Genomic DNA, 26732 nt, shown 5'->3' on the forward strand with positions numbered 1-26732 from the left:
AGCCCGCCGGTGTTTTTTACACGGCGGGCTTTTACTTGCTCGGCGCAAGATCCGGTGAATCGGAGACGTTTTTCTCAGACGGCCATAGGCGCCGTCAACGGCTCGTGATGACGGTAGCCGATCAGCGAAAAATCCGACGGCTCGATTTTTTCCAGCCACTCCGGCTCATAGCGGCCCGTCTCGGCGTACGCCGGCACCCGTTCGTCAATGACAAGTTTCGGGCTTTCATATGGCGTGCGTTCGAGTTGCCGCTGCAGCATGTCGAGCTGGTTTTCGTAGATGTGAGCGTCGCCGATGAAATAGGTGAACCAGCGCGGTGTGTAGCCCGTCAATCGCCCGGCGAGCGCAAGCAGCGCCGCACCTTCCGCGAGATTGAAAGGCGTACCAAGGCCGACATCGTTGCTGCGAATGAACAAGCACAGCGAAATCTCGCGACGCGTCACGTTCGGCAAAAACTGGTACAGCAAATGGCACGCGGGCAGCGCGATCTCCTCGAGCACTGCCGGGTTCCAGCCGTGAAACAGAATGCGTCGGTCAGTGGGGTTCTGGATGATCGTATCCAGGCACTGACGCAGTTGATCGATCGCCTTGTAGAGCAGCACCTTCTCAATGCCGCTCTCCTCGAACTGCGTGACGATGCGGTAACCGCGAGCGAGCGCGTCGTCGATCCGGGCCGATGCGCCGATGTCGAGCACCTTGTACGCCGGCCACTGGCGCCACTGGACACCGTAGACGCTGCCGAGGTCGTCCGGTCCTTCGCGATAGGGATTAGCGAGCCATTGCGGATTGTCATTGGCGTTCGCATCCCATACCTTGCAGCCGAGGTCGCGAAAATCAGCGGCACTGCGCGAAGCGCGCAAAAAACCGACCAACTCGCCGATCGCCGATTTGAACGCAAGCTTTTTGGTCGTCACCGCTGGAAAACCATCTTGCATATCGAAACGCAGCATCGCGCCCGGCATGCTGATCGTTCGAATGCCCGTGCGGTTCTCCTGCCACGTACCCGTCTCGAGAATCGTGCGGACCAGGTCGAGATACTGTTTCATTGGTTTCCTCAAGCGGGGAGCAAGCACCGCATGCATCGGTTCGCGGTAATACGCGATTCTACCAAGGCATCGACGGTAAGCGCTTCGTGCGAGGCGAGCGAAGGTTCGCTCGTTATCAGCTCGTCATTTGCTGCGAGCCTTGATGGACTTCGATATGGCGCATGCCATGCGAGCCGAGCAGCCGGTACAGCGTAACGCGCGAAATGCCGAGCTCCTGCGCCGCATCGCCGAGGCGCCCGCGATGACGCAGCAACGCCAACTCGATCGCCTGTCGCTCCGCCGCCTCGCGCGCTTGCGCGAGCGACACCGGCACGATATCGACATAATCCGCCAACTCGAGATCGCGCGCCGTAATGAGCCGGCCCTCAGTCATCACGATGGCGCGGCGCACGCGATTGATGAGTTCGCGCACATTGCCCGGCCAGCGGTAGTTATGAAGCGCGGCAATCGCATCCGCCGAGAAGCCGCGCAAGCGCCTGCTCGCATCTTTTTTGAAGCGCTCGAACATATGCTGGGCGAGTAATTCGATGTCCTTGCTACGCGCGCGCAGCGGCGGCTCATCGATTTGCAGTACGCACAGCCGGTGATAAAGGTCGGCACGAAAGCGGCCATCCGCCATCGCGCGATGCATATCCACGTGCGTTGCCGAAATCACCCGCACATCGACGTCTACCGCTTCGTGACCGCCCAGCCGCTCGGCCTTGCCCTCCTGCAAAAACCGCAGCAGGCTCGCTTGGGATTCGAGCGGCAAGTCGCCGATTTCGTCGAGAAAAAGCGTACCGCCGTGCGCCGCTTCGATGCGCCCGATCTTGCGTTGACTCGCGCCCGTAAACGCGCCGCGCTCGTAGCCGAACAATTCCGATTGCAGCAGATGCGGTGGAATCGCTCCGCAATTGATTGCGACGAATGGCGCATCGCGCCGCGTCGAGCGCTCATGAATCGCGATTGCCGTCAACTCCTTGCCGGTACCCGATTCGCCCGAAATAAACACCGGGGCATCGGTCATGGCCACTTTCCGGATCGAACGAAAGAGCGTGAGCATCGCCTCGCAGGAGCCGACCATTTGGCCCTCGCCTACCCGCGTCGAAAACGCATCCTCGGTTTCGGACAGCACGACCATGCCATAAGCGTGGCCGACCGAATCGACAATGCGCCGCCCTTCGTAGGGCATCGTCACATAATCGAAACAATAGTCGCGCACGATGCGGCGCAACGCGGCGTCCTGCATTTGCCCTGGCGCAGTGACGGCGACCCAGCCGACGTGCGGTGCGGTAAGGCAGGCTTCCAGTGCACCGATTTCCTCTTCGTCGAACCGGCTCTCTAAATCGAGCAGACCGCCCGCCGTTATCTCGCCGCGCATGGCACGGCGCGCATCGCGGGCATTGGTGACCACTTCGACCTGCCAGCCGCGTTGATGGAATTGCGCACTCAATTGCGCATTTGCCTCTCGCGTGACATAAATCAATTGTCGTGCAGCGGGTTCCATTGATCTGACCTCTTACTATGACGAACTTGGCGACGGCGATACGCTCGCTACGCCAATACCCCATATGAACGGAGTATTGGCCGCTCTGTCTTTCTCCCGTGAAAAACCAAGACCCTCGAAAGAATTGCTAATAGCAATGGCCGCAACGATGCTGATTTCCCAGCCTCAAAAACCAGAGAGATAGCTTACTATAGCGCCCGCAACGAGTGACCCAGACGGGTGTAACAAATTGGCAGCGCGCGCACGAAGCTCGCTGCAAAAGGCTCCGCGAGCCGGAGCGCTTCGCGCGGAGACAACGACGTGGCTCTTTTGCGACAAGCGTTTTTTTACGCGCAAACAATCGGCATTTGTCATATTTTGCTTATCCGTTTCAAGACTGAAACACTTTCCCTCATTCCTCGTTGTTCTATTGCAGTCAATGCAAAGCAAAGGCAATTGCCGCAATGTTCTCGCGGCGATGGCATGCCTTTCGCTCTTATCGCCATGCGAGAATGGAGGCACGGCCATGCAACGGCGTCGCTTTTTTCGTAGGGACGAACGCATGCGCCAGAGGGTGTCCAAGCTCTCGATTGCTGCGCTGCTCGCGGCGCCATGCAGAGGCCCGCGCATTGTTTGCGTGACGTTGTGGGACGAATTCGCGCGATCGGTGCCGGTCCCGCTTCCAGCGCCGGACAGCGCGCCCCGCACAGTGAACAGCTTCATCCGTGGTCCGTATCTATGCGCGTCGCGATTGGCGACAGACAGCTAGCGTCTGTCGCGGCGTGCCTGACCGGTTGTGCTCCGTCCCCCGGCGGGCACTTTTTTTCAACGTCGCGCAACTTTGCAGGCCAAGCGACTGGACGAACCAACGAACGGGCGACTGCCGCACGATATGTCGGCAGTCGCACATTCGCACGCAGTTATGCGTCGCACCGATCAACGCATGCTGCGCGAACTGTGCGCCAAGTAACGCGCGAGCGCCTGCGATCCCTCTATCGTGCAGACATGCGACCGGTGTGAACAAACGATGCGGCCCATCCAATGCCGCACAGCCGAGCAGTAGCAGTAGCGGTAACAATCGCCGTCGCGATGCGAGAAAGGTAGCGAAACGCAGTTGAAAGCGCGCTCGCGAAAGCGGCGCCGCAAAACCGGGGGAAGAAAAATGTCCTGCATGTCACCACGGGACGTGCCCAATCGTCGCGACGCAACCGTTGTTACGTCAGACGGACGGCATGCATCCGCATCGTTCGCTGCCATTCTCGTCACGATAGACGCGCGATTTCGCCAGCGCTCGCATCGGCTCGCCACGGTAGTAGCCGCTCGCCGGGCGTCCGGCGCCGCGGGTTTCGGAAACGATGAAGGTACGACGTTCGGACAGGCGGGGGCAACGTGCGCGAATCCACTACTCTGAGTGCAGTGGCTGCGGTGGCGACGTTTGTACCTGGCACGCCGCGTTTGCCGAGCGCGCGCTCGAAAGGCGACGGGATCAGCGATATCAACGACCGCGAGTTGATCTATGTCGCGCACGCGCCGGACAACACGCTCGTCGCACACCTTGCCGAGCGCGGCTGGAACGTGTTGATCGCGCGCTCGCCAAGCGAAGCCGCACGGCTGACGCGCACGGACCGCGCGTACGCTGGCATCATCGATATCACGCGGCTCGATGCACGCGATTTCGCGGCGCTTGAACCGAGCCTGCGCCAGCCGCAGATCGGGTGGATCGCACTGGCGAGCCCGGTGCGGCTCGATGAGCCCGACATCCGGCGGCTCATCCGCAATTACTGTTTCGACTACGTCAAGCTGCCGGTCGAGCACGCAATGATTGACTACCTGGTGACTCACGCGTTCGGGATGGTCACGCTGTGCGACCTCGATATGGTGGCGGGCGTCGCGGCAGCGGGCGAAGACGAGATGGTCGGCACCTGCGAGGCGATGCAGCAGCTTTTTCGCACGATTCGCAAAGTCGCCAACACCGACGCCGCCGTATTCGTCTCGGGCGAATCCGGTACCGGTAAAGAATTGACCGCGCTTGCGATACACGAGCGCTCCCCACGCCGCAAAGCGCCGTTCATTGCGATCAATTGCGGCGCCATTCCGCATCACTTGTTGCAGTCGGAATTGTTTGGCTACGAGCGTGGCGCATTTACGGGCGCGAGCCAACGCAAGATCGGGCGCGTCGAAGCCGCGCACGGCGGCACCCTTTTTCTTGACGAAATCGGCGATTTACCGCTTGAGAGCCAGGCAAGTCTGCTGCGCTTTTTGCAAGAAGGGAGGATTGAGCGGCTCGGCGGGCGCGAATCAATATCGGTGGACGTGCGCGTAATTTCGGCCACGCATATCGATATCGAACGAGCGATGTGCGAGGGTGGCTTTCGTGCGGACCTCTTTCATCGCCTGTGCGTATTGCGTATCGACGAACCCCCGTTACGTGCACGCGGCAAAGACATCGAGATCCTCGCGCATCACATGTTGCACAAGTTCAAGACTGACAGTTCGCGCAAGATTAGAGGGTTCGCGCCCTCGGCGATCGAGGCAATGCACAGCTACAGTTGGCCGGGCAACGTGCGAGAGATGATCAACCGGGTGCGGCGGGCGATCGTCATGGCAGATGGCAAGCTCGTGTCGGCTCAGGACCTCGGGCTTGCGCAGTTCACGGCGCAAGAGACCATGACGCTTGCCCAAGCGCGCGACAGTGCGGAAAAACTCGCGATCGAGGCGGCCCTGCTGCGCCATCGGCATCGGCTCAACGAAGCGGCGATGGACCTCGGTATTTCGCGCGTGACGCTTTACCGCCTGATGGGCGCACATGGGCTACGCGACGTCACAGCCCATGAAAAAAGCGAATGAAGTACGCGCGTCGCGTAAAATCGGCGCACTCTCGCTTTCACATTCATTTCGCTTTTAGATGACGACGCTGACGCTAATCGTCGCGCGCGCCCGCAACGGCGTGATCGGCCGCGACAACCAACTTCCCTGGCATCTGCCCGAGGATCTCGGCTTTTTCAAGCGCACGACAATGGGCGCACCGATCATCATGGGCCGCAAGACGCATGAGTCGATCGGCCGCCCCCTCCCGGGGCGGCGCAACATCGTGGTGACGCGCGACGGCTCGCGGCGCTTCGATGGTTGCGAGACCGCGACGAGCATGCGGGAGGCGCTGACGGCGGCAGGCGATGCACCGGAAGCCTTCCTGATCGGCGGAACGGCGCTGTACCAGGAAGGCATCGCTTACGCGGACAAACTCATCGTCACCGAAATCGCGGCCGACTTCGACGGCGACGCCACGTTCCCCGCGCCCGACCCAGCGCACTGGCAAGCCGTCTCGCGAGAGCCGCATCGCAAGGAAGGGCCAGACGGGTTCGATTACGTTCGAGTGGTGTACAAGCGCATCGCTCCCGGCAGCGCATAAAGCCGCATAAACGCCGCACCGAACACGTCGACGTGCATTGCATTGCAACGGGGTTAAGCGTTAGGCGTGAGTCGTTACTGCCCCGCCACCGTCATCTGCTCGATCAGCACGGAGCCCGTCTGCTTCGTGCCGCGCACGATGGTGTCGGCGCCGATTGCGGCGATATGCCGAAACATTTCCTGGAGCGTGCTCGCCACAGTAATCTCTTCCACGGCGTACTGAATCTTGCCGTTTTCGACCCAAAAACCCGAGGCACCGCGCGAATAGTCGCCCGTCACGTAGTTGACGCCCTGCCCCATCAGCTCGGTCAGCAACAGGCCGGTCCCCAGCTTCTTCAGCATCGCTTCGAAATCGTCCTCGGGACGCGTCTCCGAACTCGCGAGCGACAGGTTATGTGAACCGCCCGCATTGCCCGTCGTCTGCATGCCGAGCTTGCGCGCCGAGTAAGTCGAAAGAAAGTAACCCTCCACCACGCCATCTTTGACAACGGCGCGCTGCTTCGTGCGCACCCCTTCTTCATCGAAAGGCGCGCTGCCCATCGCGCGCGGCACATGTGGATCTTCGACGATCTGCACGTGAGGCGCGAACACCGGTTTGCCGAGGCTGTCGACCAAAAACGACGTCTTCCGATAAAGCGCCCCGCCACTCGTCGCCTGCACAAAGGCACCGAGCAGTCCTGCTGCAAGAGGCGCCTCGAACAAAACCGGCACCTTTCGCGTATCGAGACGCCGCGCGTTGAGCCGCGCCAATGCACGCTGGGCCGCATACCGGCCCACTGCCTCAGGTGCCGCGAGCTCGCCGGCGCTGCGTTTGGACGAATACCAATCGTCGCGCTGCATGTGACGGCCGCTGCCGGCAATGGGCGCGCAGGCGATGTAGTGACGCGAGTACGGATAGCCGGCAAGAAAGCCGCGCGTGGTCGCCAGCACGAATTGCGAATGCTGCGCCGATACGCTTGCGCCTTCGGAATTGCGGATTTGGCTGTCGGTTGCGAAGGCGGCGTCTTCGGCACGGCGGGCAATCTCGACTGCTTCGTCAGCGCTCAGCTGCCACGGATGATAAAGATCGAGCTCAGGCGGTTGATGTTCGAGCAACTCAGCCTCGGCCAAGCCGGCGCACGGGTCTTCTGCGGTAAAACGCGCGATGTTATAGGCGGCCGCGACGGTATCGCGCAACGCTGCCTTCGAAAAATCCGACGTGCTGGCGTTGCCGCGCTTCGCGCCGATAAAGACGGTAACGCCGACCATCTTGTCGCGATTGTGCTCGATGGTCTCGACTTCGCCGCGCCGCACCGAGACGGACAAGCCATCGCCTTCGGAAATTTCGGTGGCGGCGTCAGTCGCCCCAAGCGATTTCGCATGGCGAAGAATGTCGGACGCGATCTCCTGCAGTGCGTCTTGCGTATGCGGGAAAAAGCGTTGCGCGCTATCGGTGTCCGCTGCCATCGTCGTTGCCATTTGGTGTCGATCCTTCGGTTGAGGCGCCGTTGTATCCCGCGATCATAGCAAGGTCCGCGGCGAAACATATCGCCGTTGTCGGAATGGGCAAGACGCGCCCGCATGGCGGCTACCTCACCAGCCGCAGGCGGCGCGCTACAATGGCGCGCATGACACGCAAAACCCGCATTCAACCCATGTCGCCGGCCGAGCCCGAGCTCGACGAAGAGACCGGCTACGACCGCCCGAGCAAATCGCAGATGAAGCGCGACATGCTCGCGCTGCAAACGCTGGGCGTCGAGCTCGTCGAACTTCCGAAGGATGCGCTAAAACGCATGCCGATGCCCGAAGCGCTCGCGGACGCCGTGCGCGATGCGCGGCGCATTACCGATCACGAAGGCAAGCGCCGCCAGCTGCAGTACGTCGGCCGCGTCATGCGATCGTTGACCGATGTGGAAACGGCCGCCTTGCGCACCGCATTGGATACGCACCGCGGCGTGAACAAGGCCGAGACAGCACGGCTGCACTGGATCGAGCGCACCCGCGAGCAACTGCTGGCCGACGACGAAGCACTGACTGCCTTCCTGCGCGCGCACCCGCAGGCCGATGCGCAAATGGGCCGCACGCTGATACGCAACGCAAGGAAAGAGGCGCAGCAGGACAAACCGCCGCGTTATTTCCGCGAGTTGTTCCAGTGGGTCAAAGAAGCCGGCGCCGCGAGCGGCAAGACGGCTATCGACGAGCACGCCGATGAAAACGACGACGAAGGCCATGACGATGACGAGCGCCACGCGTAGCCACCCTGACGAGATCGTCATCGGCCTGGTGTCGGTCAGCGATCGCGCAACGAGCGGCGTCTACGAAGACAAGGGCATTCCCGCGCTGCAAAGCTGGCTGCAAAAGGCGCTCGCCTCGCCTTGGCAAACGGTGAATCGGCTCGTGGCGGACGACGCCACGACGATTTCGGCCACGCTTTGCGAGCTCGTCGATGAAATCGGCTGCGACCTCGTGCTGACGACGGGCGGGACAGGCCCCGCGCGGCGCGACGTGACCCCGGAGGCCACGCTGGCGGTTGCAACGAAAGAGATGCCCGGCTTTGGCGAGCAAATGCGCCAGATCAGCCTCCATTTCGTGCCGACAGCGATCCTTTCCCGCCAAGTCGCCGTCATACGCGAAACTGCGCAGCATGCCGCATTGATCGTCAACCTGCCGGGCCAGCCCAAGTCGATCGAGGAAACGCTCGAAGGGCTGCGCGACGAGTCGGGCGCTGTCAGCGTGCCCGGTATTTTCGCGGCGGTGCCGTACTGTATCGACCTCATTGGCGGCCCCTACATCAGCACCCGCGAGGAAGTAGTCGCTGCGTTCCGGCCGAAGAGCGCACGGCGCGCCGCGCCCACCTGACACACCTGACACGCCGATACGCCGCCGGACGCGGGCACTGGCGCTGGATCAGTTGCCTTCGACGGGCGCGGCCGGGGCGGCGACGAGGAAATGCTGGCGGTAATATTTGAGTTCGTCGATGGACTCGTGGATATCGGCAAGCGCCGTGTGCATCGCACGTTTTTGGAAGCCTTTGTAGATCGTCGGCTGCCAGCGCCGGCACAGTTCTTTGAGCGTGCTCACATCGAGGTTGCGGTAGTGGAAAAAGCGTTCGAGCTCAGGCATCCAGCGCGCCATGAAACGCCGGTCCTGACAGATCGAATTACCGCACATCGGCGATTTGCCGGGCGGCACGTAGGCGCCCAGGAACGCGCGGATCTGCTCCGTGGCGTCGGCTTCGGTGACGCTCGAGGCGCGCACCCGTTCGATGAGCCCCGAGCGGCCGTGCGTGTTCTTGTTCCAATCGTCCATTTTGTCGAGCGTCGCGTCGCTCTGGTGAATCGCGAGCACGGGGCCTTCAACGATCTTGTCGAGCGTGGAATTCGTCACGACAACGGCGATTTCGATAATACGGTCGGTATCCGGCTCGAGCCCCGTCATTTCCATGTCGAGCCACACCAGGTTCATGTCGCTGCGCGCGAGTGCCGGCTCGCCGACGAGAGGTTCGAGAATGTCAGTCATGAAGGTGATCCAAAAGACGAAGTGATTCAAGGCGCACAGCCGCATGCCGGCGGGCGCACTCGCCGATGCGGCGAAACTCTATAATTCTCGCATAGATACAACGGACTCCCCGATGCCCTCCTTTTACTTCACTGTCCTGTTCGCCGCCGCCGTGCTTGCCATGGTCGGCACGAAACTGTGGCTCGCCTCGCGCCAGATCCGCTTTGTGGCCGCGCATCGGGGCGAAGTGCCGAAACAATTCGCGGGCACGATTGCGCTCAGCGGACACCAGCGCGCGGCGGACTACACCGTCGAGCGTACGCGGCTCGGCATGTTCGAAGTCGTCGTCGGCGCGGCGCTCACCATCGGCCTCACGCTGTTGGGCGGCGTCCAGGCGCTCAACGTTGCGGTGGCTGGGCTGCTTGGCAACGGCTACGCGGCGCAGATCGCGCTGGTCGCGCTCGTCGTCGGCATCACGAGCGCGGTCGATCTGCCGTTTGACTACTACCGGCAATTTGTCGTCGAAGAGCGGTTTGGCTTCAACCGCATGACGAAGGGCATTTTCTTCGCCGATCTGGCAAAGAGCACAGCACTCGGCGCCGTCTTCGGGCTGCCGCTCGTGTTCGTCGTGCTGTGGCTCATGAAGCAGGCAGGCGGCCTATGGTGGCTATGGGCGTGGGTCGTGATTGTCTTTTTCCAGTTGCTCGTCCTCGTGCTCTATCCCACACTGATCGCGCCGCTTTTCAACAAGTTCGAGCCACTCACCGACCAAGCCCTTGTGGACCGGATCGAAGCACTGATGCGGCGCTGCGGCTTCGCGGCGAAAGGTCTTTTCGTGATGGATGGCAGCCGCCGCTCTGCACACGGCAATGCGTATTTCACCGGTTTCGGCGCCGCCAAGCGCATCGTCTTTTTCGACACGCTGCTCGCGCGTCTGACCGGCGGCGAGATCGAGGCCGTGCTTGCCCACGAACTCGGCCATTTCAAGCGCCGTCACGTCATCAAACGCATGATTGTGACGTTCGCGGTCAGCCTCGTGCTGTTCGCGTTGCTCGGGTGGCTCTCGCAGCGCACCTGGTTCTACCAGGGCCTCGGCGTCGAGCCCTCGCTATCGGCCAGCAACGACGGGCTGGCGCTCGTGCTCTTTTTCCTGGCCTTGCCCGTGTTTCTCTTTTTCGTCACGCCCCTTGGCAGTCTCAGTTCGCGCAAGCACGAGTTCGAAGCCGATGCGTTCGCGGCGAGCCAAACCGACGCGCAAGAGCTCGTCAATGCGCTGGTGAAGCTCTACGAGGACAACGCGTCCACGCTCACGCCCGATCCGCTCTATACCGCCTTCTACTATTCGCATCCGCCGGCATCCCAGCGGATCGACCGATTGCTGCGCCAAGCATGACGAGTCGCGCCGTCAAGGCAGCCAGGCGCCCCGCTGCGGCCGGGCGCATCGAGGGGCTCGTCGTTGCAGCGCATGGGCGCCACTACCTCGTCGCTCCGGGCGGCGACACGCGCATGCTCGTGCAGTGCTTTCCGCGCGGCAAGAAAAGCGAAGTGGCCGTCGGCGACCGCGTCACCTACGAGCCGAGTTCCGCCGACCAGGGCGTCATCGTCGAGATCGGCCAGCGGCGCAATCTGCTTTATCGATCCGACCAATACAAATCGAAGCTCTTCGCGGCCAACCTCGACCAATTACTGATTGTGCTGGCGACCGAACCGCATTTCAGCGAAGACTTGCTGGGCCGGGCGCTCGTGGCTGCGGAGGCAAACGTGCTGACCCCGCTCATCGTGCTGAACAAGACCGACCTGCAGGCAGCCCTGCCGGCCACGCGAGCGCGGCTGGCGCCATACCGCGCGCTCGGCTACGACGTGTTGGAGCTATCGATCAAGACCGATCCGGATGCCGCGCGCGACCTTCTCGGCGCGCGGCTCACGGGCCACGCAACGCTGCTGCTCGGTCAATCGGGGATGGGCAAATCGACGCTCGTGAATCTGCTCGTGCCCGACGCCGAGGTGGCCACGCGCGAGATCTCGACGGCTTTGAATAGCGGCCGCCATACGACCACCTTTACGCGCCTTTATTCGCTGCCTAGCGGCGGCGCGCTGATCGACTCGCCCGGGTTCCAGGAGTTCGGGCTGCACCATCTGACAGAAGGCCGGCTCGAACGCGCGTTCCCCGAGTTTCGTCCGTTGCTTGGGCAATGCCGCTTCTACAATTGCCATCACTTGCATGAGCCCGGGTGCGCGATCCTGCAAGCGCGTGACGACGGTCGCATCGGACACGGGCGGCACGCGCTTTATGCGCAACTCGTGCACGAGGCCAGCCAGATCGTGCGTTGAATTATCCAAAGCCCGAAAGGCTGGCCCATGCTGAAACTGATGCTCGCCCCGAACACCGTGACCGGACAACACTGGGTCAACCTGTTGGCGGTCGCCGGCATTCACTGCGAGCTGCATAACCGCTACTTGAACGGCGCGCTCGGAGAGATCCCTGCGGAACAGTGCGCGCCGGAGCTTTGGCTCGTCGACGAGCGCGACGAGGCGATCGCAAGAAAGGTGATTGAAGCGGCGGTGCACGGGCCGCCCGCGGGCAGCCCGCTTTGGCGATGCGCGCATTGCGGCGAGATGCTGGAAGCGCAATTCACTGTCTGCTGGCAGTGCGGCACCGCGCGTGACCCGCTCGATGACTGACTAGGCGAACGCGGAAGGCCGCGGCGCCGTTCGTTCAGGCTCAGCCGAGCCACACAGCGATAGTCAGCATCAACAGCAGGATCATCCACAGAATAACGGCTCGCCAGACCAATCCGACCGCGGATTGGAGCGTGCGGGGCGTGCAGTCGTCGCCAACGGAAATGGGGCCGCCGTCAGATGCGCCCAAGGCGTCGAGACTCGACGGCTCGGCGAGCGGGCCGGCAAGGCGGGCTCCGAGGGCACCGCTGCCCGCCGCGAGCAACACGCCATCGTTGGCATCGGGCCACTGGCGCGAGTGATTGCGCCACGCATAGATCGCATCTTCGAAATTACCGACGATGGCAAAGCCGAGCGAGGTCAGCCGGGCCGGCACCCAGTCCATGACAAAGAAAGCGCGTTGAGCGAATGTGCCAAAAGCGACGGTCCGGTCCGCCGCCGGGGTCGACCACGTTCGTGCGAGGTACTCCGAAATCCGATAAAGCACCGCGCCCGCCGGGCCGATCGGCACGAGAAACCAGAAGAACACGCCAAACACGTGCCGATGCGAGGCCACGACTGCGTGAATCAATGTATGGCGAACGATTTCGACAACCGGCATATCGACCGTATCGAGGCCTGTCCATTCATTGAGAATTTCCCTGGCGCGCGGTACATCGTCATTATTGAGCGCTAGGTGAATATCGGTGAAGTAATGGCTGAATTGCCGGAAGCCGAGCGTGAAATAAACGATCACGACGTTCCAGAGAAACGCCAACACGAAGCTAACTCGAAAAAGGAGGTAATAGATTATCGCGACGGCAAGCGTCCAAGGCACCGTAACGACGAGCCAGGCAAGTATGCCGTGTTTTTTCTTGCCTGCATCGAAGCCTTGCGCTGCCCATTGCGCATGATGCTGAAGCAGCGCGAACACCGGATTGTTCGGCGAAAGCGCACGTAACTGTTCGATAACGAGAGCCAGCAATACTGAGAAAAAGGTCATGCGACGCGCCGTACCAATTCGAGTTTTTTACATTTGTCGCGTAACGATAGCACAGGGCCGCAGCGCCGGAACGTGTACGACACGAAGATAAGCGGAATGGCCAAGGTCACACGTGTGTCATGCCACAAGAAACCGATACAGGTTGCGCAACATGCCTGCCGTTGCGCCCCAAACGAAATAATGGCCGCCCGTTCCCGGGCGCGGATAGGGCATCGCGAAAAAACGGCGCTCCCGGCCTTCCCATTGCAGCACCCGGACCTCATGATTCGCTGGATTCATGACGAAGGCGAGTGGCACTTCGAATATCTCAGCTACCTCCAACGTATCCGCTGCTACCGTGAAGGGCGGATGCACCAGGCCCACGACGGGCGTCACCCGAAAACCGGTGCCGGTGAGGTAATCCGGCAGCGCACCGAGAATCTCGACGTGCTCGGGCGCGAGCGAAACTTCCTCGTGCGCTTCGCGCAATGCCGTCGCAATCGCATTGGCGTCATCGGGTTCACGTCGCCCTCCAGGAAAGCTGACTTGTCCTGCATGGTCGCTCAGGTGATCGGCTCGCTGCGTAAGCAAAACTGAGAGCCCCTCGGCTCGTACCACGAGCGGCATCAGCACCGCTGCGGCGCGCGGGTCACCGGGCTCTTGCCAATAGATGTCGGTAGGCTCGGGCGCCCAGACCAGGCGCTGTGTGAATCGTGCGCGCAGCCCGGCGGGAGTTAGGCGTGAAGCTGCAACAGCCGGCAGGTCGGCGCCGGTAGACTCGACGGGTAGCACCTCGGGTTCAAAAACGGGGCGGATCAACTGAGCTCTCGCAGCACTAGACGGATACCGTTATTGTGGCATTGTGGCCCGGCAAACAAAAAAGCACCCGGATGGGTGCTTTTTTTTTACAACTTTCAGGCAAACGCCGGGTTGCCCCACGTTTGCCGCCCCGTGGCCGAAGGCCGACTTCTTCGGGGCTGCTTGCCTTGCGCTCAGGAAGCTTTGCGGTCTTTGAAAACCAGCTTTTCCTTGATACGCGCCGACTTGCCCGAACGCTCGCGCAGGTAGTACAACTTCGCGCGACGCACGTCGCCGCGACGCTTCACCACGATGCTCGCCAGCAGCGGCGAGTAAGTCTGGAACGTACGCTCGACACCTTCGCCCGACGAGATCTTGCGAACGATGAACGACGAGTTCAGACCGCGGTTGCGCTTCGCGATCACGACGCCTTCGTAGGCCTGAACGCGCTTGCGGGTACCTTCGACCACGTTCACGTTGACGATCACGGTATCGCCAGGGGCGAATTCCGGAATGGTCTTGCCTGCGAGCACGCGCTCGATTTCTTCCTGCTCGAGTTTTGCAATCAAATCCATCATTGACTCCTAATGCCATCTTGTCGGCGTTCTGCCTGCCCTGACGCGTTATCCGATTGCGCTGGCGTGGCCCCGATAGAGGATGGGTTCACGTCTGACGCCGCACACCTGCGTGCGACGCCTCCTCGTCTTGCCTGCTGCCTCGAAAGCTCGTCGACGTTGCGATCAAGCCTTTGATGCTTCCTTGGCAAGACTTGCGAGCCAGGCCTCGTCGGCCCGGCTCAACATCTTGTTGCGCCTCGCGCGCGCGATCAGATCGGGCCGCTTGGCTGCTGTGTTTCTCAGCGCCTCGCGGCGCCGCCACTGCTCGATTTCGGCGTGATGGCCACCGAGCAGCACATCCGGCACACGCATTCCCTCGTACTCCTCGGGGCGCGTGTAGTGCGGGCAATCGAGCAAGCCATCGACAAAGCTGTCTTGAACGGCCGATTGCGCATCGTTCAGTACACCGGGCAACTGGCGGACCACTGCGTCCATCAGCGCCATCGCGGGCAACTCTCCGCCGGACAGAACGAAGTCTCCCAGACTCACCTCTTCATCGACGCAGCGCTCGACAAGCCGCTGATCGATCGCCTCGTAGCGCCCGCATAGCAGCACGAGCCCGGGTTGCTGGCAGAACTGCATGACGCGCTCATGATCGAGCTTGTCGCCCTGCGGCGACATCATCACCACGCGTGTGCTCGCAATGCCTTGCTGTGCCTGTGACGCTTTAGCCGCGTCGATGGCAGCTTCGAGCGGTTTGGCCAGCATCACCATACCGGGACCACCGCCGTAGGGGCGATCGTCGACCGTACGGTAATTGTCCGTTGTGAAATCTCGCGGATTCCACGTACGCAGCCCGAAGCGCTGTTGTTTCGCCGCGCGGCTCGTAATGCCCCACTCGGTCAACGCGCGGAACATCTCGGGAAAGAGCGTGATGACATCGAACTGCATCGCGCGCTCCGTTGTCTCGCTCGCTCGAACTCAGTAATCGGCTTCCCAGTCGACGATGATCCGCTTCGCCGCCTGGTCCACCGTTTTCACATATACGCCGACAAACGGAATCAACCGTTCGCCGCTAGCTGGCTGACCATCCTTGCCAACCGACGGATATTCGACGCGCAACACGGCATGCGCGCCGTTGTCGATCAAGTCGGCGACGCGGCCGAGCGCGATACCCGCCTCGTTGACGACATCGAGGCCGACCAGGTCGACCCAGTAAAACTCGTCGGCGCCGAGCGCCGGGAAATCGGCGCGGCGCACGGACACGGCGGTACCGCGCAACGCGAGCGCAGCGTCGCGGTCGGTTACACCGGCCAACTGCGCAACGACGTGATCGGCATGCACTTTCGCCTGCTTCACCACCGCTGATTTGCGGTCCTGCCCTTTGACCAACCACCATCGCTTGGTATGCACCAGGGCGTCGCCGCCTTGGCCGGCGTTCGCATGGGCCGCAATCTTGACCCACCCTTTGAGGCCGTAGGCATCAACAATTGCGCCGACTTCCACCGCATCCTCGGGCCAGGCTTGGGCCGCATCACCGGACTCGGACGCATCCGATGCCGTAGTATCGGCTTCGGCTACCCGCGGTTGGGCGGGCTTGCGAACGAACGCCCCGAATGAGGGTGCTACGCGCGAACTGGACTTGGCTCGACTCGCGCCGTCCGTATCATCAACTGACATCGGCGGACCTCAGCGCGTTAGACAATGCCGTGCATATCGATGGCAAGCCACCGACACCACGCAGACAGCACTCAAGCAACCGGCTGCGCCTTTTGCGCTTGCTTCACGAGACGCTCGACCGTCGGCGACAGTTGTGCGCCAACGCCTTGCCAATAGGTCAGGCGATCTTGTGCGATGCGCAGCGATTCGCCTTTGGTCGCGACCGGATTATAAAAACCGACGCGCTCAATGAAGCGACCATCGCGGCGGCTACGCGAATCCGTTGCAACGATGTTGTAAAACGGGCGCTTCTTCGAGCCGCCACGTGCCAAGCGGATGATGACCATGCTGTAATCCTTGAAAACCGGGGTTCGGAACCACTGAAACGCTCGATTATAGCGGGAAACTGAAACCATAACAAACACTTACGTCGGTCCGAAAAGCGCCGTCCCGAATCAGACGGCGTAGAATGCGCGCTTCGGCACACCGGCCCTCGCCTCGCCATCTGGTACGAGACGAAGCCAGGCCCACGAAGCCAGAACCTTTTTTGCCTTATGTCCGCCCATTCCTTAACAAACGCACCGCGCTTCCGATCCAAAACGCTTACGGCGACGTTTGCTTTTCTGTTTGGCAGCCTCGGCCTACATCGCTTCTATCTCTACGGAATGCGTGACCTCTTCGGCTGGGCGCACGTCGTCGGAACGTTGATGGGTGTTCCCGGCGCGTTGCTGCTGATAGCAACCGCCCGCACATCGGCATTGGGCTGGGGGCTCGCTGTGCCGGGCGCACTTTCCTTGCTGATCGGCCTATTGACTGCCATCGTCTACGGCCTGCGCCCCGACCCAAAGTGGGATGCGCAATTCAATGCCGGGTCGAACAAACAGAGCCGCTCTGGCTGGGCGGTCGTGTTCGTCGTCATTTTTTCGCTCTTTATTGGCGCACTGCTGCTGATGGCGGGCCTTGCGGTGACGTTTCAGACTTACTTCGAGTCGCAGGGCGATGTCGCGAGATCGCTTGGCCAGTAGCCGGCAGCCGCCCGTTACAGCCACACGCCGGACTCAGAAAAGGCTCAACTGCGGGTTCGACGCCGCGGGCGGCCTGAAATGCGACATGTCGAGTATGCCGTGCCGCCGCTCGTTGAGCCCGAACCGTTTGGCTGCTTTGTCGAAACGCTGTTTGAGCAACTGGGCCCACGCGCCCTCGCCCTTCATTCGATGAGCAAATGAAGCGTCGTAGTCTTTGCCGCCGCGCATATCGTGGATTCGCGCCATGACGCGCTCGGCTCGCTGCGGAAAATGCGCAAGGAGCCAGTCCTTGAAAAGCGGCGCGACCTCCCATGGCAGCCGCAGCACGATATAGCTGGCGCTTGTCGCGCCGGCCTCCGCACATGCTTGCAACAGCCGTTCAAGGTCGGGTTCTGTCACGAAAGGGATGACAGGCGCGATGCTGACGCCGACGTTCACGCCCGCCTCGCTCAATGCGCGAATCGTGCGCAGCCGGCGGGCGGGGGCGGCAGCTCTGGGCTCCAGAGTGCGTGCGATCTCCGTATCGAGCGTGGTCAATGTGACTGCTGCCATGACTTGCCCGCGTGCGGCCATGGGCGCGAGCAGATCGAGATCGCGTTCGATCAACGATGATTTGGTAATCGCCGCGAAGGGGTGTCCGTGCTTGTGCAGGATTTCGATTACCCGGCGCGTGATGCGCAGCTCGCGCTCGACGGGTTGATATGCATCGGTGTTCACGCCGAGTGCGATGGGCTCGGGCACGTAGCCTTTTTTCGACAGCGCTTGCTCAAGCAATTCAGGCGCATTGATCTTTGCGTAAATGCGGCTTTCAAAATCAAGACCCGGCGAGAGACCAAGATAACTATGCGTTGGACGGGCAAAACAATAGATGCACCCGTGCTCGCAACCGCGATATGGGTTGAGTGAAACGCTGAAAGGAATATCGGGCGATGCATTGCGCGTCAGGATGCTCTTCGCGCGCTCTTCGAAGACCTCGGTTCGTAAAACTGTGGAGCCATCGTCTTCGAGCGGCACCCCCCAGCCATCGTCAGCTGTCTCGCGCACCTCGCGCTCATAGCGGCCTTGAAGATTGGTAACGGCGCCCCGTCCCTTTCGGGGCGCAGGGGGCGCAATGGGATATTCGGCGTCGAGATCGTCCATTGTCCAGCTCTCTTGGCACGCGCAATTCGCCTTTTCTCAAGGCAAGAAAGCATCAATTGACGCGTGCGGGTCCAACGTTCTTCATTTGCTCTTTTACTGTATATACATACAGCAGTCAAGGGAACGGCGAACCAGCTTTTGCGCCCAAAAGCAACAACCCCCCGTGAGCGCTGTGGCTGAACGGGGGGTTGGATACGGCATAGGGAGCCTGACGATTACCTACTTTCACACGGGCAATCCGCACTATCATTGGCGTGGAGTCGTTTCACGGTCCTGTTCGGGATGGGAAGGGGTGGGACCGACTCGCTATGGTCATCAGGCATGACTTGTAGCTGGGTGCTTGGGTGAGCACGGGCCAGCCAATCTGGGAAGAAGAGTAATGGTTACAGCGGGGTGGTGATTGTGGTTGGCAAACGCGCCTCAAACCTGGGTTGGCGTGTGGCCCCCTGACGGGGGTGAGCCCAGAGTAATCGCTAAAGCGATAACTCTGAGCGCAAAACGCTCCGGTTATAGGATCAAGCCTTACGGGCAATTAGTATCGGTTAGCTGAACGCATTACTGCGTGTACACACCCGACCTATCAACGTTCTGGTCTGGAACGACCCTTCAAGGGGCTCGAAGCCCCGGGGATATCTCATCTTAAGGCGAGTTTCCCGCTTAGATGCTTTCAGCGGTTATCTCTTCCGAACATAGCTACCCGGCGATGCCACTGGCGTGACAACCGGTACACCAGAGGTTCGTCCACTCCGGTCCTCTCGTACTAGGAGCAGCCCCCTTCAAATATCCAACGCCCACGGCAGATAGGGACCAAACTGTCTCACGACGTTTTAAACCCAGCTCACGTACCTCTTTAAATGGCGAACAGCCATACCCTTGGGACCGGCTACAGCCCCAGGATGAGATGAGCCGACATCGAGGTGCCAAACACCGCCGTCGATATGAACTCTTGGGCGGTATCAGCCTGTTATCCCCAGAGTACCTTTTATCCGTTGAGCGATGGCCCTTCCATACAGAACCACCGGATCACTATGACCTGCTTTCGCACCTGCTCGACTTGTCGGTCTCGCAGTTAAGCACGCTTATGCCATTGCACTATCAGCACGATTTCCGACCGTACCTAGCGTACCTTCGTACTCCTCCGTTACGCTTTGGGAGGAGACCGCCCCAGTCAAACTGCCTACCATGCACGGTCCCCGAGCCCGATTCAGGGCCCAAGGTTAGAACCTCAAACAAACCAGGGTGGTATTTCAAGGACGGCTCCACGCAAACTAGCGTTCACGCTTCATAGCCTCCCACCTATCCTACACAGATCGGTTCAAAGTCCAATGCAAAGCTACAGTAAAGGTTCATGGGGTCTTTCCGTCTAGCCGCGGGGAGATTGCATCATCACAAACACTTCAACTTCGCTGAGTCTCGGGAGGAGACAGTGTGGCCATCGTTACGCCATTCGTGCAGGTCGGAACTTACCCGACAAGGAATTTCGCTACCTTAGGACCGTTATAGTTACGGCCGCCGTTTACCGGGACTTCAATCAAGAGCTTGCACCCCATCATTTAATCTTCCGGCACCGGGCAGGCGTCACACCCTATACGTCCACTTTCGTGTTTGCAGAGTGCTGTGTTTTTATTAAACAGTCGCAGCCACCAGTTTATTGCAACCCCTTCACCCTTCTGGCGCAGGCCAGTCAAGCTACAGGGGCGTACCTTATCCCGAAGTTACGGTACCAATTTGCCGAGTTCCTTCTCCCGAGTTCTCTCAAGCGCCTTAGAATACTCATCTCGCCCACCTGTGTCGGTTTGCGGTACGGTCATTGTGAGACTGAAGCTTAGAGGCTTTTCTTGGGACCCCTTCCGATTGCTTCGCAGCTTAAAGCCGCTCGCGCCACACCCTTGAATTACGCGCCCGGATTTGCCTAAGCGCCTTCTCCAATGCAGCGACCGGGACGTCCAACACCCGGACAACCTTCCGCGATCCGTCCCCCCATCGCATCTCACAATGGTGCAGGAATATTGACCTGCTTCCCATCAGCTACGCATTTCTGCCTCGCCTTAGGGGCCGACTCACCCTACGCCGATGAACGTTGCGTAGGAAACCTTGGGCTTACGGCGAGGGGGCCTTTCACCCCCTTTATCGCTACTCATGTCAGCATTCGCACTTCCGATACCTCCAGCACACCTTTCGGTGCACCTTCGCAGGCTTACGGAACGCTCTCCTACCATGCGCACTTGCGTGCGCATCCGCAGCTTCGGTATATAGCTTAGCCCCGTTACATCTTCCGCGCAGGACGACTCGATCAGTGAGCTATTACGCTTTCTTTAAAGGGTGGCTGCTTCTAAGCCAACCTCCTGACTGTTTTAGCCTTCCCACTTCGTTTCCCACTTAGCTATATTTCGGGACCTTAGCTGGCGGTCTGGGTTGTTTCCCTCTTGACACCGGACGTTAGCACCCGATGTCTGTCTCCCGTGATTGCACTCTTCGGTATTCGGAGTTTGCTATGGCGAAGTAATCCGCAATGGACCCTTCAACCATGACAGTGCTCTACCCCCGAAGGTGACACACGAGGCACTACCTAAATAGTTTTCGGAGAGAACCAGCTATTTCCAAGTTTGTTTAGCCTTTCACCCCTATCCACAGCTCATCCCCTAACTTTTCAACGTTAGTGGGTTCGGTCCTCCAGTACGTGTTACCGCACCTTCAACCTGGCCATGGATAGATCACTTGGTTTCGGGTCTACGCCCAGCAACTGAACGCCCTATTCGGACTCGCTTTCGCTACGCCTGCCCTATTCGGTTAAGCTTGCTACTGAACGTAAGTCGCTGACCCATTATACAAAAGGTACGCCGTCACCCGTTTCCAGGCTCCGACTGTTTGTATGCATGCGGTTTCAGGATCTATTTCACTCCCCTCCCGGGGTTCTTTTCGCCTTTCCCTCACGGTACTGGTTCACTATCGGTCGATCACGAGTATTTAGCCTTGGAGGATGGTCCCCCCATCTTCAGACAGGATTTCACGTGTCCCGCCCTACTTGTCGTACACCTAGTCCTTCCTCGTCGTTTTCGCCTACAGGGCTATCACCTGCTATGGCCGCACTTTCCAGAGCGTTCGGCTAACGTCGAAGATAACGTGTACCGGCTGATCCCATTTCGCTCGCCACTACTCTGGGAATCTCGGTTGATTTCTTTTCCTGCGGCTACTTAGATGTTTCAGTTCGCCGCGTTCGCTTCTCATGACCTATGGATTCAGTCATGGATACTCCATTCGGAGTGGGTTTCCCCATTCGGACATCTTCGGATCAATGCTCGTTTGCCAGCTCCCCGAAGCTTTTCGCAGGCTACCGCGTCCTTCATCGCCTGTGATCGCCAAGGCATCCACCACATGCACTTGTTCGCTTGACCCTATAACGAGAGCGTTTCGCGCTCAGCGTTAGCGCTTTAGCGCTTACGCTGAGCCCGCCCCCTTGCGGGGCACCTATGAGGTACCACCTGCGGGGTGAGAACCACTTCGCTACAGGTTTGAGTTTTGCGTTTGCCGTATTCCAAGCCATCTTTCGATAACTTTTCATACTGATACAATCACTACCCTGATATCTTTCGCATCCATCTCATAGATGCGTCCAATATCCATTACTTCTTCTTCCAGATTGTTAAAGATCGACAGTCGACACTCGCGTGCCGTACTCAATGGCTCAATCGCCAATGACAAAGACTCGGGCCGCACTTGGCACAAACACTTGTCATTGGAGACGCCCCATCCCCTTCGGGGACCGCGCTCTCGTAAGCGCTAAAGCGCTAACGATAGAGGGGGTGGTGGAGGCAGACGGGATCGAACCGACGACCCCCTGCTTGCAAAGCAGGTGCTCTCCCAGCTGAGCTATGCCCCCGCATAACCAATGCATTCCCAGGGCATCCGCCGCACCCCCTACGGGGATGGGATGCTCGCAAGTGCTAAAGCACTAACGATCATCGACATGGTGGGTCTGGTTGGATTCGAACCAACGACCCCCGCCTTATCAAGACGGTGCTCTAACCGACTGAGCTACAGACCCCTGAGTCTGTCTATCTTCACAGTCGATAAGCGTGAGCGCTCAACTTTAAGCGCACTTCGCTCGAGAAAGGAGGTGATCCAGCCGCACCTTCCGATACGGCTACCTTGTTACGACTTCACCCCAGTCATGAATCCTACCGTGGTGACCGTCCTCCCGAAGGTTAGACTAGCCACTTCTGGTAAAACCCACTCCCATGGTGTGACGGGCGGTGTGTACAAGACCCGGGAACGTATTCACCGCGGCATGCTGATCCGCGATTACTAGCGATTCCAGCTTCATGCACTCGAGTTGCAGAGTGCAATCCGGACTACGATCGGTTTTCTGGGATTAGCTCCCCCTCGCGGGTTGGCAACCCTCTGTTCCGACCATTGTATGACGTGTGAAGCCCTACCCATAAGGGCCATGAGGACTTGACGTCATCCCCACCTTCCTCCGGTTTGTCACCGGCAGTCTCCTTAGAGTGCTCTTGCGTAGCAACTAAGGACAAGGGTTGCGCTCGTTGCGGGACTTAACCCAACATCTCACGACACGAGCTGACGACAGCCATGCAGCACCTGTGCGACGGTTCTCTTTCGAGCACTCCCACTTCTCAGCAGGATTCCGTCCATGTCAAGGGTAGGTAAGGTTTTTCGCGTTGCATCGAATTAATCCACATCATCCACCGCTTGTGCGGGTCCCCGTCAATTCCTTTGAGTTTTAATCTTGCGACCGTACTCCCCAGGCGGTCAACTTCACGCGTTAGCTTCGTTACTAAGGAAATGAATCCCCAACAACTAGTTGACATCGTTTAGGGCGTGGACTACCAGGGTATCTAATCCTGTTTGCTCCCCACGCTTTCGTGCATGAGCGTCAGTATTGGCCCAGGGGGCTGCCTTCGCCATCGGTATTCCTCCACATCTCTACGCATTTCACTGCTACACGTGGAATTCTACCCCCCTCTGCCATACTCTAGCCTGCCAGTCACCAATGCAGTTCCCAGGTTAAGCCCGGGGATTTCACATCGGTCTTAGCAAACCGCCTGCGCACGCTTTACGCCCAGTAATTCCGATTAACGCTTGCACCCTACGTATTACCGCGGCTGCTGGCACGTAGTTAGCCGGTGCTTATTCTTCCGGTACCGTCATCCCTCCACCGTATTAGGGCAAAGGTTTTCTTTCCGGACAAAAGTGCTTTACAACCCGAAGGCCTTCTTCACACACGCGGCATTGCTGGATCAGGGTTGCCCCCATTGTCCAAAATTCCCCACTGCTGCCTCCCGTAGGAGTCTGGGCCGTGTCTCAGTCCCAGTGTGGCTGGTCGTCCTCTCAGACCAGCTACGGATCGTCGCCTTGGTAGGCCTTTACCCTACCAACTAGCTAATCCGCCATCGGCCGCCCCTTGAGCGCGAGGTCCGAAGATCCCCCGCTTTCCTCCTCAGAGCGTATGCGGTATTAATCCGGCTTTCGCCGGGCTATCCCCCACTCCAGGACACGTTCCGATGTATTACTCACCCGTTCGCCACTCGCCACCAGGGTTGCCCCCGTGCTGCCGTTCGACTTGCATGTGTAAGGCATGCCGCCAGCGTTCAATCTGAGCCAGGATCAAACTCTTCAGTTCAATACCTGTTACTGTTTTCGATTCTTCTCAGAATCGGTCGCTCACTCAACGTACTGACAGTTCTCGAACCGTCTTTCAACGGCTCTAAACCTTCCTCAATACTGTGTGAGACTTGATGCTTTCGCTTTACCGTCGAACCCCGAAAGGCCCAACTGCGCACTCGCCATCAAGCGCCCACACTTATCGACTGTGAATTGTTAAAGATCGCACCGCTTAACCAGCCCAGCCCTCCTTCGGGTTGCCCCTCCAGCGCCTTGCCTGTCTTGCGTCGCTGCGTTTGCAGCACAGAAGCGAGATTATGCGGCCCGTTACTACTATCGTCAACTGGTTTTTAGCGCTTCCTGAACTCTCGCGCTCCCCACCCGACAACTATCCAACACGCACCGCAGCCTCGCTTCCCTTCTTCCCCCGCGCCCTGACGAACGCGCGAAAGGGCGCAATTCTAGTGCCCTTCCCGCAGCCGCGCAAGTGAAAAACGCGGGCGCGCATCGGGGTTTGGCGCTGCCGTCGACGCCCGGCTGCACGCCTGAATTAAAAGCGCGGCGGAAGCGTCTAGAATGGAGGGTTCATCGAATCCAACCACGTGTTTCCAGCCCCCTTATGCGCTCGCGAATCGCCAAACGCCTTCCCCCCGATGCCGATAAGCTCGTCGGTCTGTCCCTGGCACTTTTTGCGTCGGGCAGCCGCGTCGAAGACCGTTTTTGGGAAGTGAAGCTCGATACCTTGCTGGCGAAAATCGTCCGCAACGGTAACCAGACCACGCTCGACGCCGCGCTCGATCACCTCCAGCAGAACCATCCCGACGCTTATGGCGCGCTGGCCGACATGGCCGAAACACACAGCGAATCGTTCGTCATAGAACACGAAGGCACGCCATACGAAGCGCTGCTAATCGCCGCGCCCGTATTGGCCTGGACTCGCTACGCGATACCGTCCGGCCCGCTCAAGGCGGATTCGGTCGACGCGCTGCGCGCCCACCTTCAAGCGCATGTGCTCGCCGCCGATACGCGTGTCGCGCTCGCGCCATTTCTCTACAGCATCGATCAGTTGCCACGGCATCACGTCGAAACCTATCGTGTCGCCCAGCAACTCATTCAAGCCGCCGTCAACGGTGCCGCCGCTAAAATCAATTTTGGCGATCTACCCGAAACATCGCCAATCCTCGCCGATCCGCGCTTTTTGCTGGCAGTGGTGCTGGCGCCTGTGGGCGCGCCGCTTTTTCGCTGGCAAGAAGAAGAAAACGGCACGCGTATCGAGCGCGGTCAGTGCCTCGAGCAATGGGCCGAGCAAGGCGGCGCCAATCTGGCGCTCGTGCTGCCCGGTTGCGAATTCGAATCGCTGTTGCCCGACGCGTACTATTCGGCCTGTCGTGACGCCGACGAGCGCGTGCGCCCGCATACCGTGCGCACGGCCATCCGCTATCTGTTCGACACCACAGGCGCAGCACCGCAGGAACTGCGGGCTGTCGTGGCCGGCTTCGGCGAGCGGCGCGTTGACGAATACCGGATCGGATTCACGCGTCGCGGCAGCAATGACGTCATCTACGGCGTCGTGTGGCCGCTTTACGGGCGAGAAAACGGCGAACTCGCAATGGACGAGGACGCCGAAGAAATCGACGGCCCGCTCGAAGAGATCATCGCGCTGCTCAAGGAAGTAGGCGTGACGGAGATTCGGCGCCACGCGGGACGCTTCGAACCGGAATATTGCGACGATTGCGGCGTGCCGCTATACGCCGATCCGCTCGGCGAAATCGTTCACGCCGAGATGCCCGAAGACGCCGAGCCGGCGCAACCGCACTTTCATTGATTCACGGCCGCGTCTGCTTTTGAACGCGCCTCCGCCTCGCGCGGCGGCAGTCGCCGTCCGTCCTATGCCATCAGGCTAGCCGCCTCGACGTAAGGAATTTGTCATTATTGCGTCGGCGGTGCGCCAAGCCCAGCCGGCTTATCCGGCATGCTGCACCCGCACCGCCTCATCGGACTATACGGAGGCAAGCATGCGGTTCGCAGTTCTCAGTGCAGAAGCAGAACGACGCGATGGCCTTAAGGCGTTGTTGCGACAAATCAATCGGCAGGCGCGTTTTTGTGAAGCAAGGGATTGGGCACAGTCGTGCCGAGCATTGCGGCGCATGCCCGCAGAGCTGCTGGTCATCGACTGGCACGACGGAATGCGCGTGTCAGACGTTCGCGCGGTAATCGTGGAGCACCCCGGGATGCGGGTGGCGATATTCGTCGACGACGCCTCACCCGGCCGCGTGCGCCCGCTCATGGACGAAGGTCGCGCACATGGCGTCATTCCGCGCACGACCAACCCGAAGCTGATCGTACGGCTGCTCGAACTCGTCTTGGCCGGCGGCTCTTACGCGCCGCATACCGCGTTCTTGCGCGAGCACAATCCGAACTCGGCGCCAGTACCGGTGCCCACCCCGGCACGCGTGCGGGAGCTCACACCGCCGGCACGTCGTATGCGACTTTCATCAATGCTGTCGCCACGTCAGGAGCAAATTATGCGTTGCGTTCACATGGGCAGCACCAACAAGATGATCGCGCGCACGCTCGGCATCAGCGAAGGCACGGTCAAGATTCATCTGGCTAGCATCTTCCAACAACTGGGCGCACCCAATCGCGCAGCCGCAGTGGCGATTTACAACGGCTGGCTGACGCCACACCTGGAGGTGCTACGCCGCGAGGGCGAGCGCGCGCCAAGGCCCGCGCTCGGACAAAGCGGACCGGTTCCGCTGCGCCCGGGCGCGACGTACCCATATGCAATGCCGGGGACCGAGGAGGCGAGCGCTTTGCCAATCGCCGCCGAACCGGAGACGCCGTTTCGCAAGACGATATCGCGTGCCGGCTGACGGCAACGCGGTCATCCGCGCG

21 protein-coding genes, 2 tRNA genes and 3 rRNA genes are annotated in these 26732 nt (G+C 60.2%); 10 read left to right on the plus strand and 16 right to left on the minus strand.

Annotated elements, in window-relative coordinates; translation table 11 throughout:
• Positions 1–74: 74 nt before the first annotated feature.
• Together ACSQ20_RS14035 and ACSQ20_RS14040 are read right to left on the minus strand one after the other, a co-directional pair.
• Complete coding sequence (locus ACSQ20_RS14035; protein WP_436020914.1) at positions 75–1046, minus strand: thymidylate synthase; 972 nt, start codon at positions 1044–1046, stop codon at positions 75–77.
• Between the two features lie 115 nt (positions 1047–1161).
• Complete coding sequence (locus tag ACSQ20_RS14040; RefSeq protein ID WP_436020916.1) at positions 1162–2532, minus strand: sigma 54-interacting transcriptional regulator; 1371 nt, start codon at positions 2530–2532, stop codon at positions 1162–1164.
• Between the two features lie 1368 nt (positions 2533–3900).
• Between ACSQ20_RS14040 and ACSQ20_RS14045 the strand changes: the two genes are divergently transcribed.
• On the plus strand, positions 3901–5358 hold the full coding sequence (locus tag ACSQ20_RS14045; protein WP_436020918.1) for a sigma 54-interacting transcriptional regulator: 1458 nt from the start codon (positions 3901–3903) through the stop codon (positions 5356–5358).
• Between the two features lie 58 nt (positions 5359–5416).
• Positions 5417–5920: a dihydrofolate reductase gene (locus ACSQ20_RS14050; protein ID WP_436020920.1), complete on the plus strand. Its 504-nt coding sequence runs from the start codon at positions 5417–5419 to the stop codon at positions 5918–5920.
• Positions 5921–5994: 74 nt separating this feature from the next.
• Here ACSQ20_RS14050 and pmbA read toward each other — a convergent pair whose 3' ends face one another.
• Positions 5995–7365, minus strand: a complete 1371-nt coding sequence (gene pmbA, locus ACSQ20_RS14055) for a metalloprotease PmbA (RefSeq protein WP_436023106.1) — start codon at positions 7363–7365, stop codon at positions 5995–5997.
• 161 nt (positions 7366–7526) lie between these two features.
• Here pmbA and yjgA point away from each other — a divergent pair, with 161 nt between their 5' ends.
• Both yjgA and mog read left to right on the plus strand, forming a co-directional pair.
• Entirely contained in the window at positions 7527–8153 is a 627-nt protein-coding gene (gene yjgA / locus ACSQ20_RS14060; RefSeq protein WP_436020922.1) for a ribosome biogenesis factor YjgA, read from the plus strand.
• Complete coding sequence (gene mog / locus ACSQ20_RS14065) at positions 8134–8757, plus strand: molybdopterin adenylyltransferase (RefSeq protein WP_436023108.1); 624 nt, start codon at positions 8134–8136, stop codon at positions 8755–8757. Before yjgA ends, mog begins: the two co-directional genes overlap by 20 nt.
• Positions 8758–8805: 48 nt before the next feature.
• Here mog and orn read toward each other — a convergent pair whose 3' ends face one another.
• Positions 8806–9417, minus strand: a complete 612-nt coding sequence (gene orn, locus ACSQ20_RS14070; RefSeq protein WP_436020924.1) for an oligoribonuclease — start codon at positions 9415–9417, stop codon at positions 8806–8808.
• A gap of 112 nt (positions 9418–9529) precedes the next feature.
• Here orn and ACSQ20_RS14075 point away from each other — a divergent pair, with 112 nt between their 5' ends.
• Genes ACSQ20_RS14075 through ACSQ20_RS14085 form a run of 3 tightly spaced genes read left to right on the plus strand, consistent with a single transcriptional unit; the run spans position 9530 to position 12078 of the window.
• On the plus strand, positions 9530–10789 hold the full coding sequence (locus tag ACSQ20_RS14075) for a M48 family metallopeptidase (RefSeq protein ID WP_436020926.1): 1260 nt from the start codon (positions 9530–9532) through the stop codon (positions 10787–10789).
• Positions 10786–11727 carry a ribosome small subunit-dependent GTPase A gene (gene rsgA / locus ACSQ20_RS14080; RefSeq protein ID WP_436020928.1) on the plus strand — a complete coding sequence of 314 codons (942 nt, stop codon included), beginning with the start codon at positions 10786–10788 and terminating at the stop codon, positions 11725–11727. The genes ACSQ20_RS14075 and rsgA overlap by 4 nt, the downstream gene beginning before the upstream one ends.
• A 30-nt stretch (positions 11728–11757) precedes the next feature.
• Positions 11758–12078: a DUF2007 domain-containing protein gene (locus ACSQ20_RS14085; RefSeq protein WP_436023110.1), complete on the plus strand. Its 321-nt coding sequence runs from the start codon at positions 11758–11760 to the stop codon at positions 12076–12078.
• A 40-nt stretch (positions 12079–12118) separates the two neighbouring features.
• On the opposite strand, the gene ACSQ20_RS14090 is transcribed toward ACSQ20_RS14085, so the two are convergent.
• The 6 genes from ACSQ20_RS14090 to rpsP form a co-directional block, all read right to left on the minus strand.
• The gene (locus ACSQ20_RS14090) at positions 12119–13057 is read right to left on the minus strand and encodes a CobD/CbiB family protein (protein ID WP_436020930.1); all 939 of its coding nucleotides are present in this window, start codon (positions 13055–13057) and stop codon (positions 12119–12121) included.
• A 117-nt stretch (positions 13058–13174) separates the two neighbouring features.
• Positions 13175–13855: a CoA pyrophosphatase gene (locus ACSQ20_RS14095; protein ID WP_436020932.1), complete on the minus strand. Its 681-nt coding sequence runs from the start codon at positions 13853–13855 to the stop codon at positions 13175–13177.
• 173 nt (positions 13856–14028) lie between these two features.
• A complete protein-coding gene (rplS, locus tag ACSQ20_RS14100; protein WP_436023112.1) occupies positions 14029–14409 on the minus strand; it encodes a 50S ribosomal protein L19 in 381 nt (126 codons plus the stop codon).
• A gap of 165 nt (positions 14410–14574) precedes the next feature.
• Positions 14575–15342, minus strand: coding sequence for a tRNA (guanosine(37)-N1)-methyltransferase TrmD (gene trmD, locus ACSQ20_RS14105; protein WP_436020934.1), 768 nt, complete (start codon positions 15340–15342; stop codon positions 14575–14577).
• Positions 15343–15372: 30 nt separating this feature from the next.
• A complete protein-coding gene (gene rimM, locus ACSQ20_RS14110) occupies positions 15373–16071 on the minus strand; it encodes a ribosome maturation factor RimM (RefSeq protein ID WP_436020936.1) in 699 nt (232 codons plus the stop codon).
• 71 nt (positions 16072–16142) lie between these two features.
• Positions 16143–16397 carry a 30S ribosomal protein S16 gene (rpsP, locus tag ACSQ20_RS14115; RefSeq protein WP_018441513.1) on the minus strand — a complete coding sequence of 85 codons (255 nt, stop codon included), beginning with the start codon at positions 16395–16397 and terminating at the stop codon, positions 16143–16145.
• Positions 16398–16604: 207 nt separating this feature from the next.
• Between rpsP and ACSQ20_RS14120 the strand changes: the two genes are divergently transcribed.
• Positions 16605–17075 (plus strand): hypothetical protein, encoded by a 471-nt coding sequence (locus ACSQ20_RS14120; RefSeq protein WP_436020938.1) that lies wholly within the window; start codon positions 16605–16607, stop codon positions 17073–17075.
• Between the two features lie 33 nt (positions 17076–17108).
• Here ACSQ20_RS14120 and ACSQ20_RS14125 read toward each other — a convergent pair whose 3' ends face one another.
• From ACSQ20_RS14125 to ACSQ20_RS14150, 6 genes are all read right to left on the minus strand, one after another.
• Positions 17109–18215, minus strand: coding sequence for a PA0069 family radical SAM protein (locus ACSQ20_RS14125; protein ID WP_436020940.1), 1107 nt, complete (start codon positions 18213–18215; stop codon positions 17109–17111).
• Positions 18216–18421: 206 nt separating this feature from the next.
• Positions 18422–18535: ribosomal RNA gene (rrf, locus tag ACSQ20_RS14130) — 5S ribosomal RNA — on the minus strand.
• 191 nt (positions 18536–18726) lie between these two features.
• A 23S ribosomal RNA gene (locus ACSQ20_RS14135) occupies positions 18727–21610 on the minus strand.
• Positions 21611–22019: 409 nt separating this feature from the next.
• A tRNA-Ala gene (locus ACSQ20_RS14140) sits at positions 22020–22095 on the minus strand.
• 88 nt (positions 22096–22183) lie between these two features.
• A tRNA-Ile gene (locus ACSQ20_RS14145) sits at positions 22184–22260 on the minus strand.
• A 65-nt stretch (positions 22261–22325) separates the two neighbouring features.
• Positions 22326–23856, minus strand: a 16S ribosomal RNA gene (locus tag ACSQ20_RS14150).
• The 16S, 23S and 5S rRNA genes sit together here with 2 tRNA genes alongside, the layout of an rRNA operon.
• 600 nt (positions 23857–24456) lie before the next feature.
• Here ACSQ20_RS14150 and ACSQ20_RS14155 point away from each other — a divergent pair.
• Both ACSQ20_RS14155 and ACSQ20_RS14160 read left to right on the plus strand, forming a co-directional pair.
• Entirely contained in the window at positions 24457–25662 is a 1206-nt protein-coding gene (locus ACSQ20_RS14155) for a DUF2863 family protein (protein ID WP_436020942.1), read from the plus strand.
• A 190-nt stretch (positions 25663–25852) separates the two neighbouring features.
• Entirely contained in the window at positions 25853–26710 is an 858-nt protein-coding gene (locus tag ACSQ20_RS14160) for a LuxR C-terminal-related transcriptional regulator (protein ID WP_436020944.1), read from the plus strand.
• The last annotated feature ends 22 nt before the right edge of the window (positions 26711–26732 follow it).

This window comes from Trinickia sp. LjRoot230 (assembly GCF_964253315.1).
Taxonomy (GTDB): Bacteria; Pseudomonadota; Gammaproteobacteria; order Burkholderiales; family Burkholderiaceae; genus Trinickia.

Bases quoted from the DNA above. Each gene is read 5' to 3' on its own strand.
- ACSQ20_RS14090 (WP_436020930.1), bottom strand. From the start codon at position 13,057: ATGACCTTTTTCTCAGTATTGCTGGCTCTCGTTATCGAACAGTTACGT.
- ACSQ20_RS14125 (WP_436020940.1), bottom strand. From the start codon at position 18,215: ATGGACGATCTCGACGCCGAATATCCCATTGCGCCCCCTGCGCCCCGA.
- ACSQ20_RS14160 (WP_436020944.1), top strand. From the start codon at position 25,853: ATGCGGTTCGCAGTTCTCAGTGCAGAAGCAGAACGACGCGATGGCCTT.
- orn (WP_436020924.1), bottom strand. From the start codon at position 9,417: ATGACTGACATTCTCGAACCTCTCGTCGGCGAGCCGGCACTCGCGCGC.
- mog (WP_436023108.1), top strand. From the start codon at position 8,134: ATGACGAGCGCCACGCGTAGCCACCCTGACGAGATCGTCATCGGCCTG.
- rpsP (WP_018441513.1), bottom strand. From the start codon at position 16,397: ATGGTCATCATCCGCTTGGCACGTGGCGGCTCGAAGAAGCGCCCGTTT.
- ACSQ20_RS14050 (WP_436020920.1), top strand. From the start codon at position 5,417: ATGACGACGCTGACGCTAATCGTCGCGCGCGCCCGCAACGGCGTGATC.
- ACSQ20_RS14155 (WP_436020942.1), top strand. From the start codon at position 24,457: ATGCGCTCGCGAATCGCCAAACGCCTTCCCCCCGATGCCGATAAGCTC.
- ACSQ20_RS14035 (WP_436020914.1), bottom strand. From the start codon at position 1,046: ATGAAACAGTATCTCGACCTGGTCCGCACGATTCTCGAGACGGGTACG.
- ACSQ20_RS14075 (WP_436020926.1), top strand. From the start codon at position 9,530: ATGCCCTCCTTTTACTTCACTGTCCTGTTCGCCGCCGCCGTGCTTGCC.
- ACSQ20_RS14120 (WP_436020938.1), top strand. From the start codon at position 16,605: ATGTCCGCCCATTCCTTAACAAACGCACCGCGCTTCCGATCCAAAACG.
- rsgA (WP_436020928.1), top strand. From the start codon at position 10,786: ATGACGAGTCGCGCCGTCAAGGCAGCCAGGCGCCCCGCTGCGGCCGGG.
- pmbA (WP_436023106.1), bottom strand. From the start codon at position 7,365: ATGGCAGCGGACACCGATAGCGCGCAACGCTTTTTCCCGCATACGCAA.
- rplS (WP_436023112.1), bottom strand. From the start codon at position 14,409: ATGGATTTGATTGCAAAACTCGAGCAGGAAGAAATCGAGCGCGTGCTC.
- yjgA (WP_436020922.1), top strand. From the start codon at position 7,527: ATGACACGCAAAACCCGCATTCAACCCATGTCGCCGGCCGAGCCCGAG.
- trmD (WP_436020934.1), bottom strand. From the start codon at position 15,342: ATGCAGTTCGATGTCATCACGCTCTTTCCCGAGATGTTCCGCGCGTTG.
- ACSQ20_RS14040 (WP_436020916.1), bottom strand. From the start codon at position 2,532: ATGGAACCCGCTGCACGACAATTGATTTATGTCACGCGAGAGGCAAAT.
- rimM (WP_436020936.1), bottom strand. From the start codon at position 16,071: ATGTCAGTTGATGATACGGACGGCGCGAGTCGAGCCAAGTCCAGTTCG.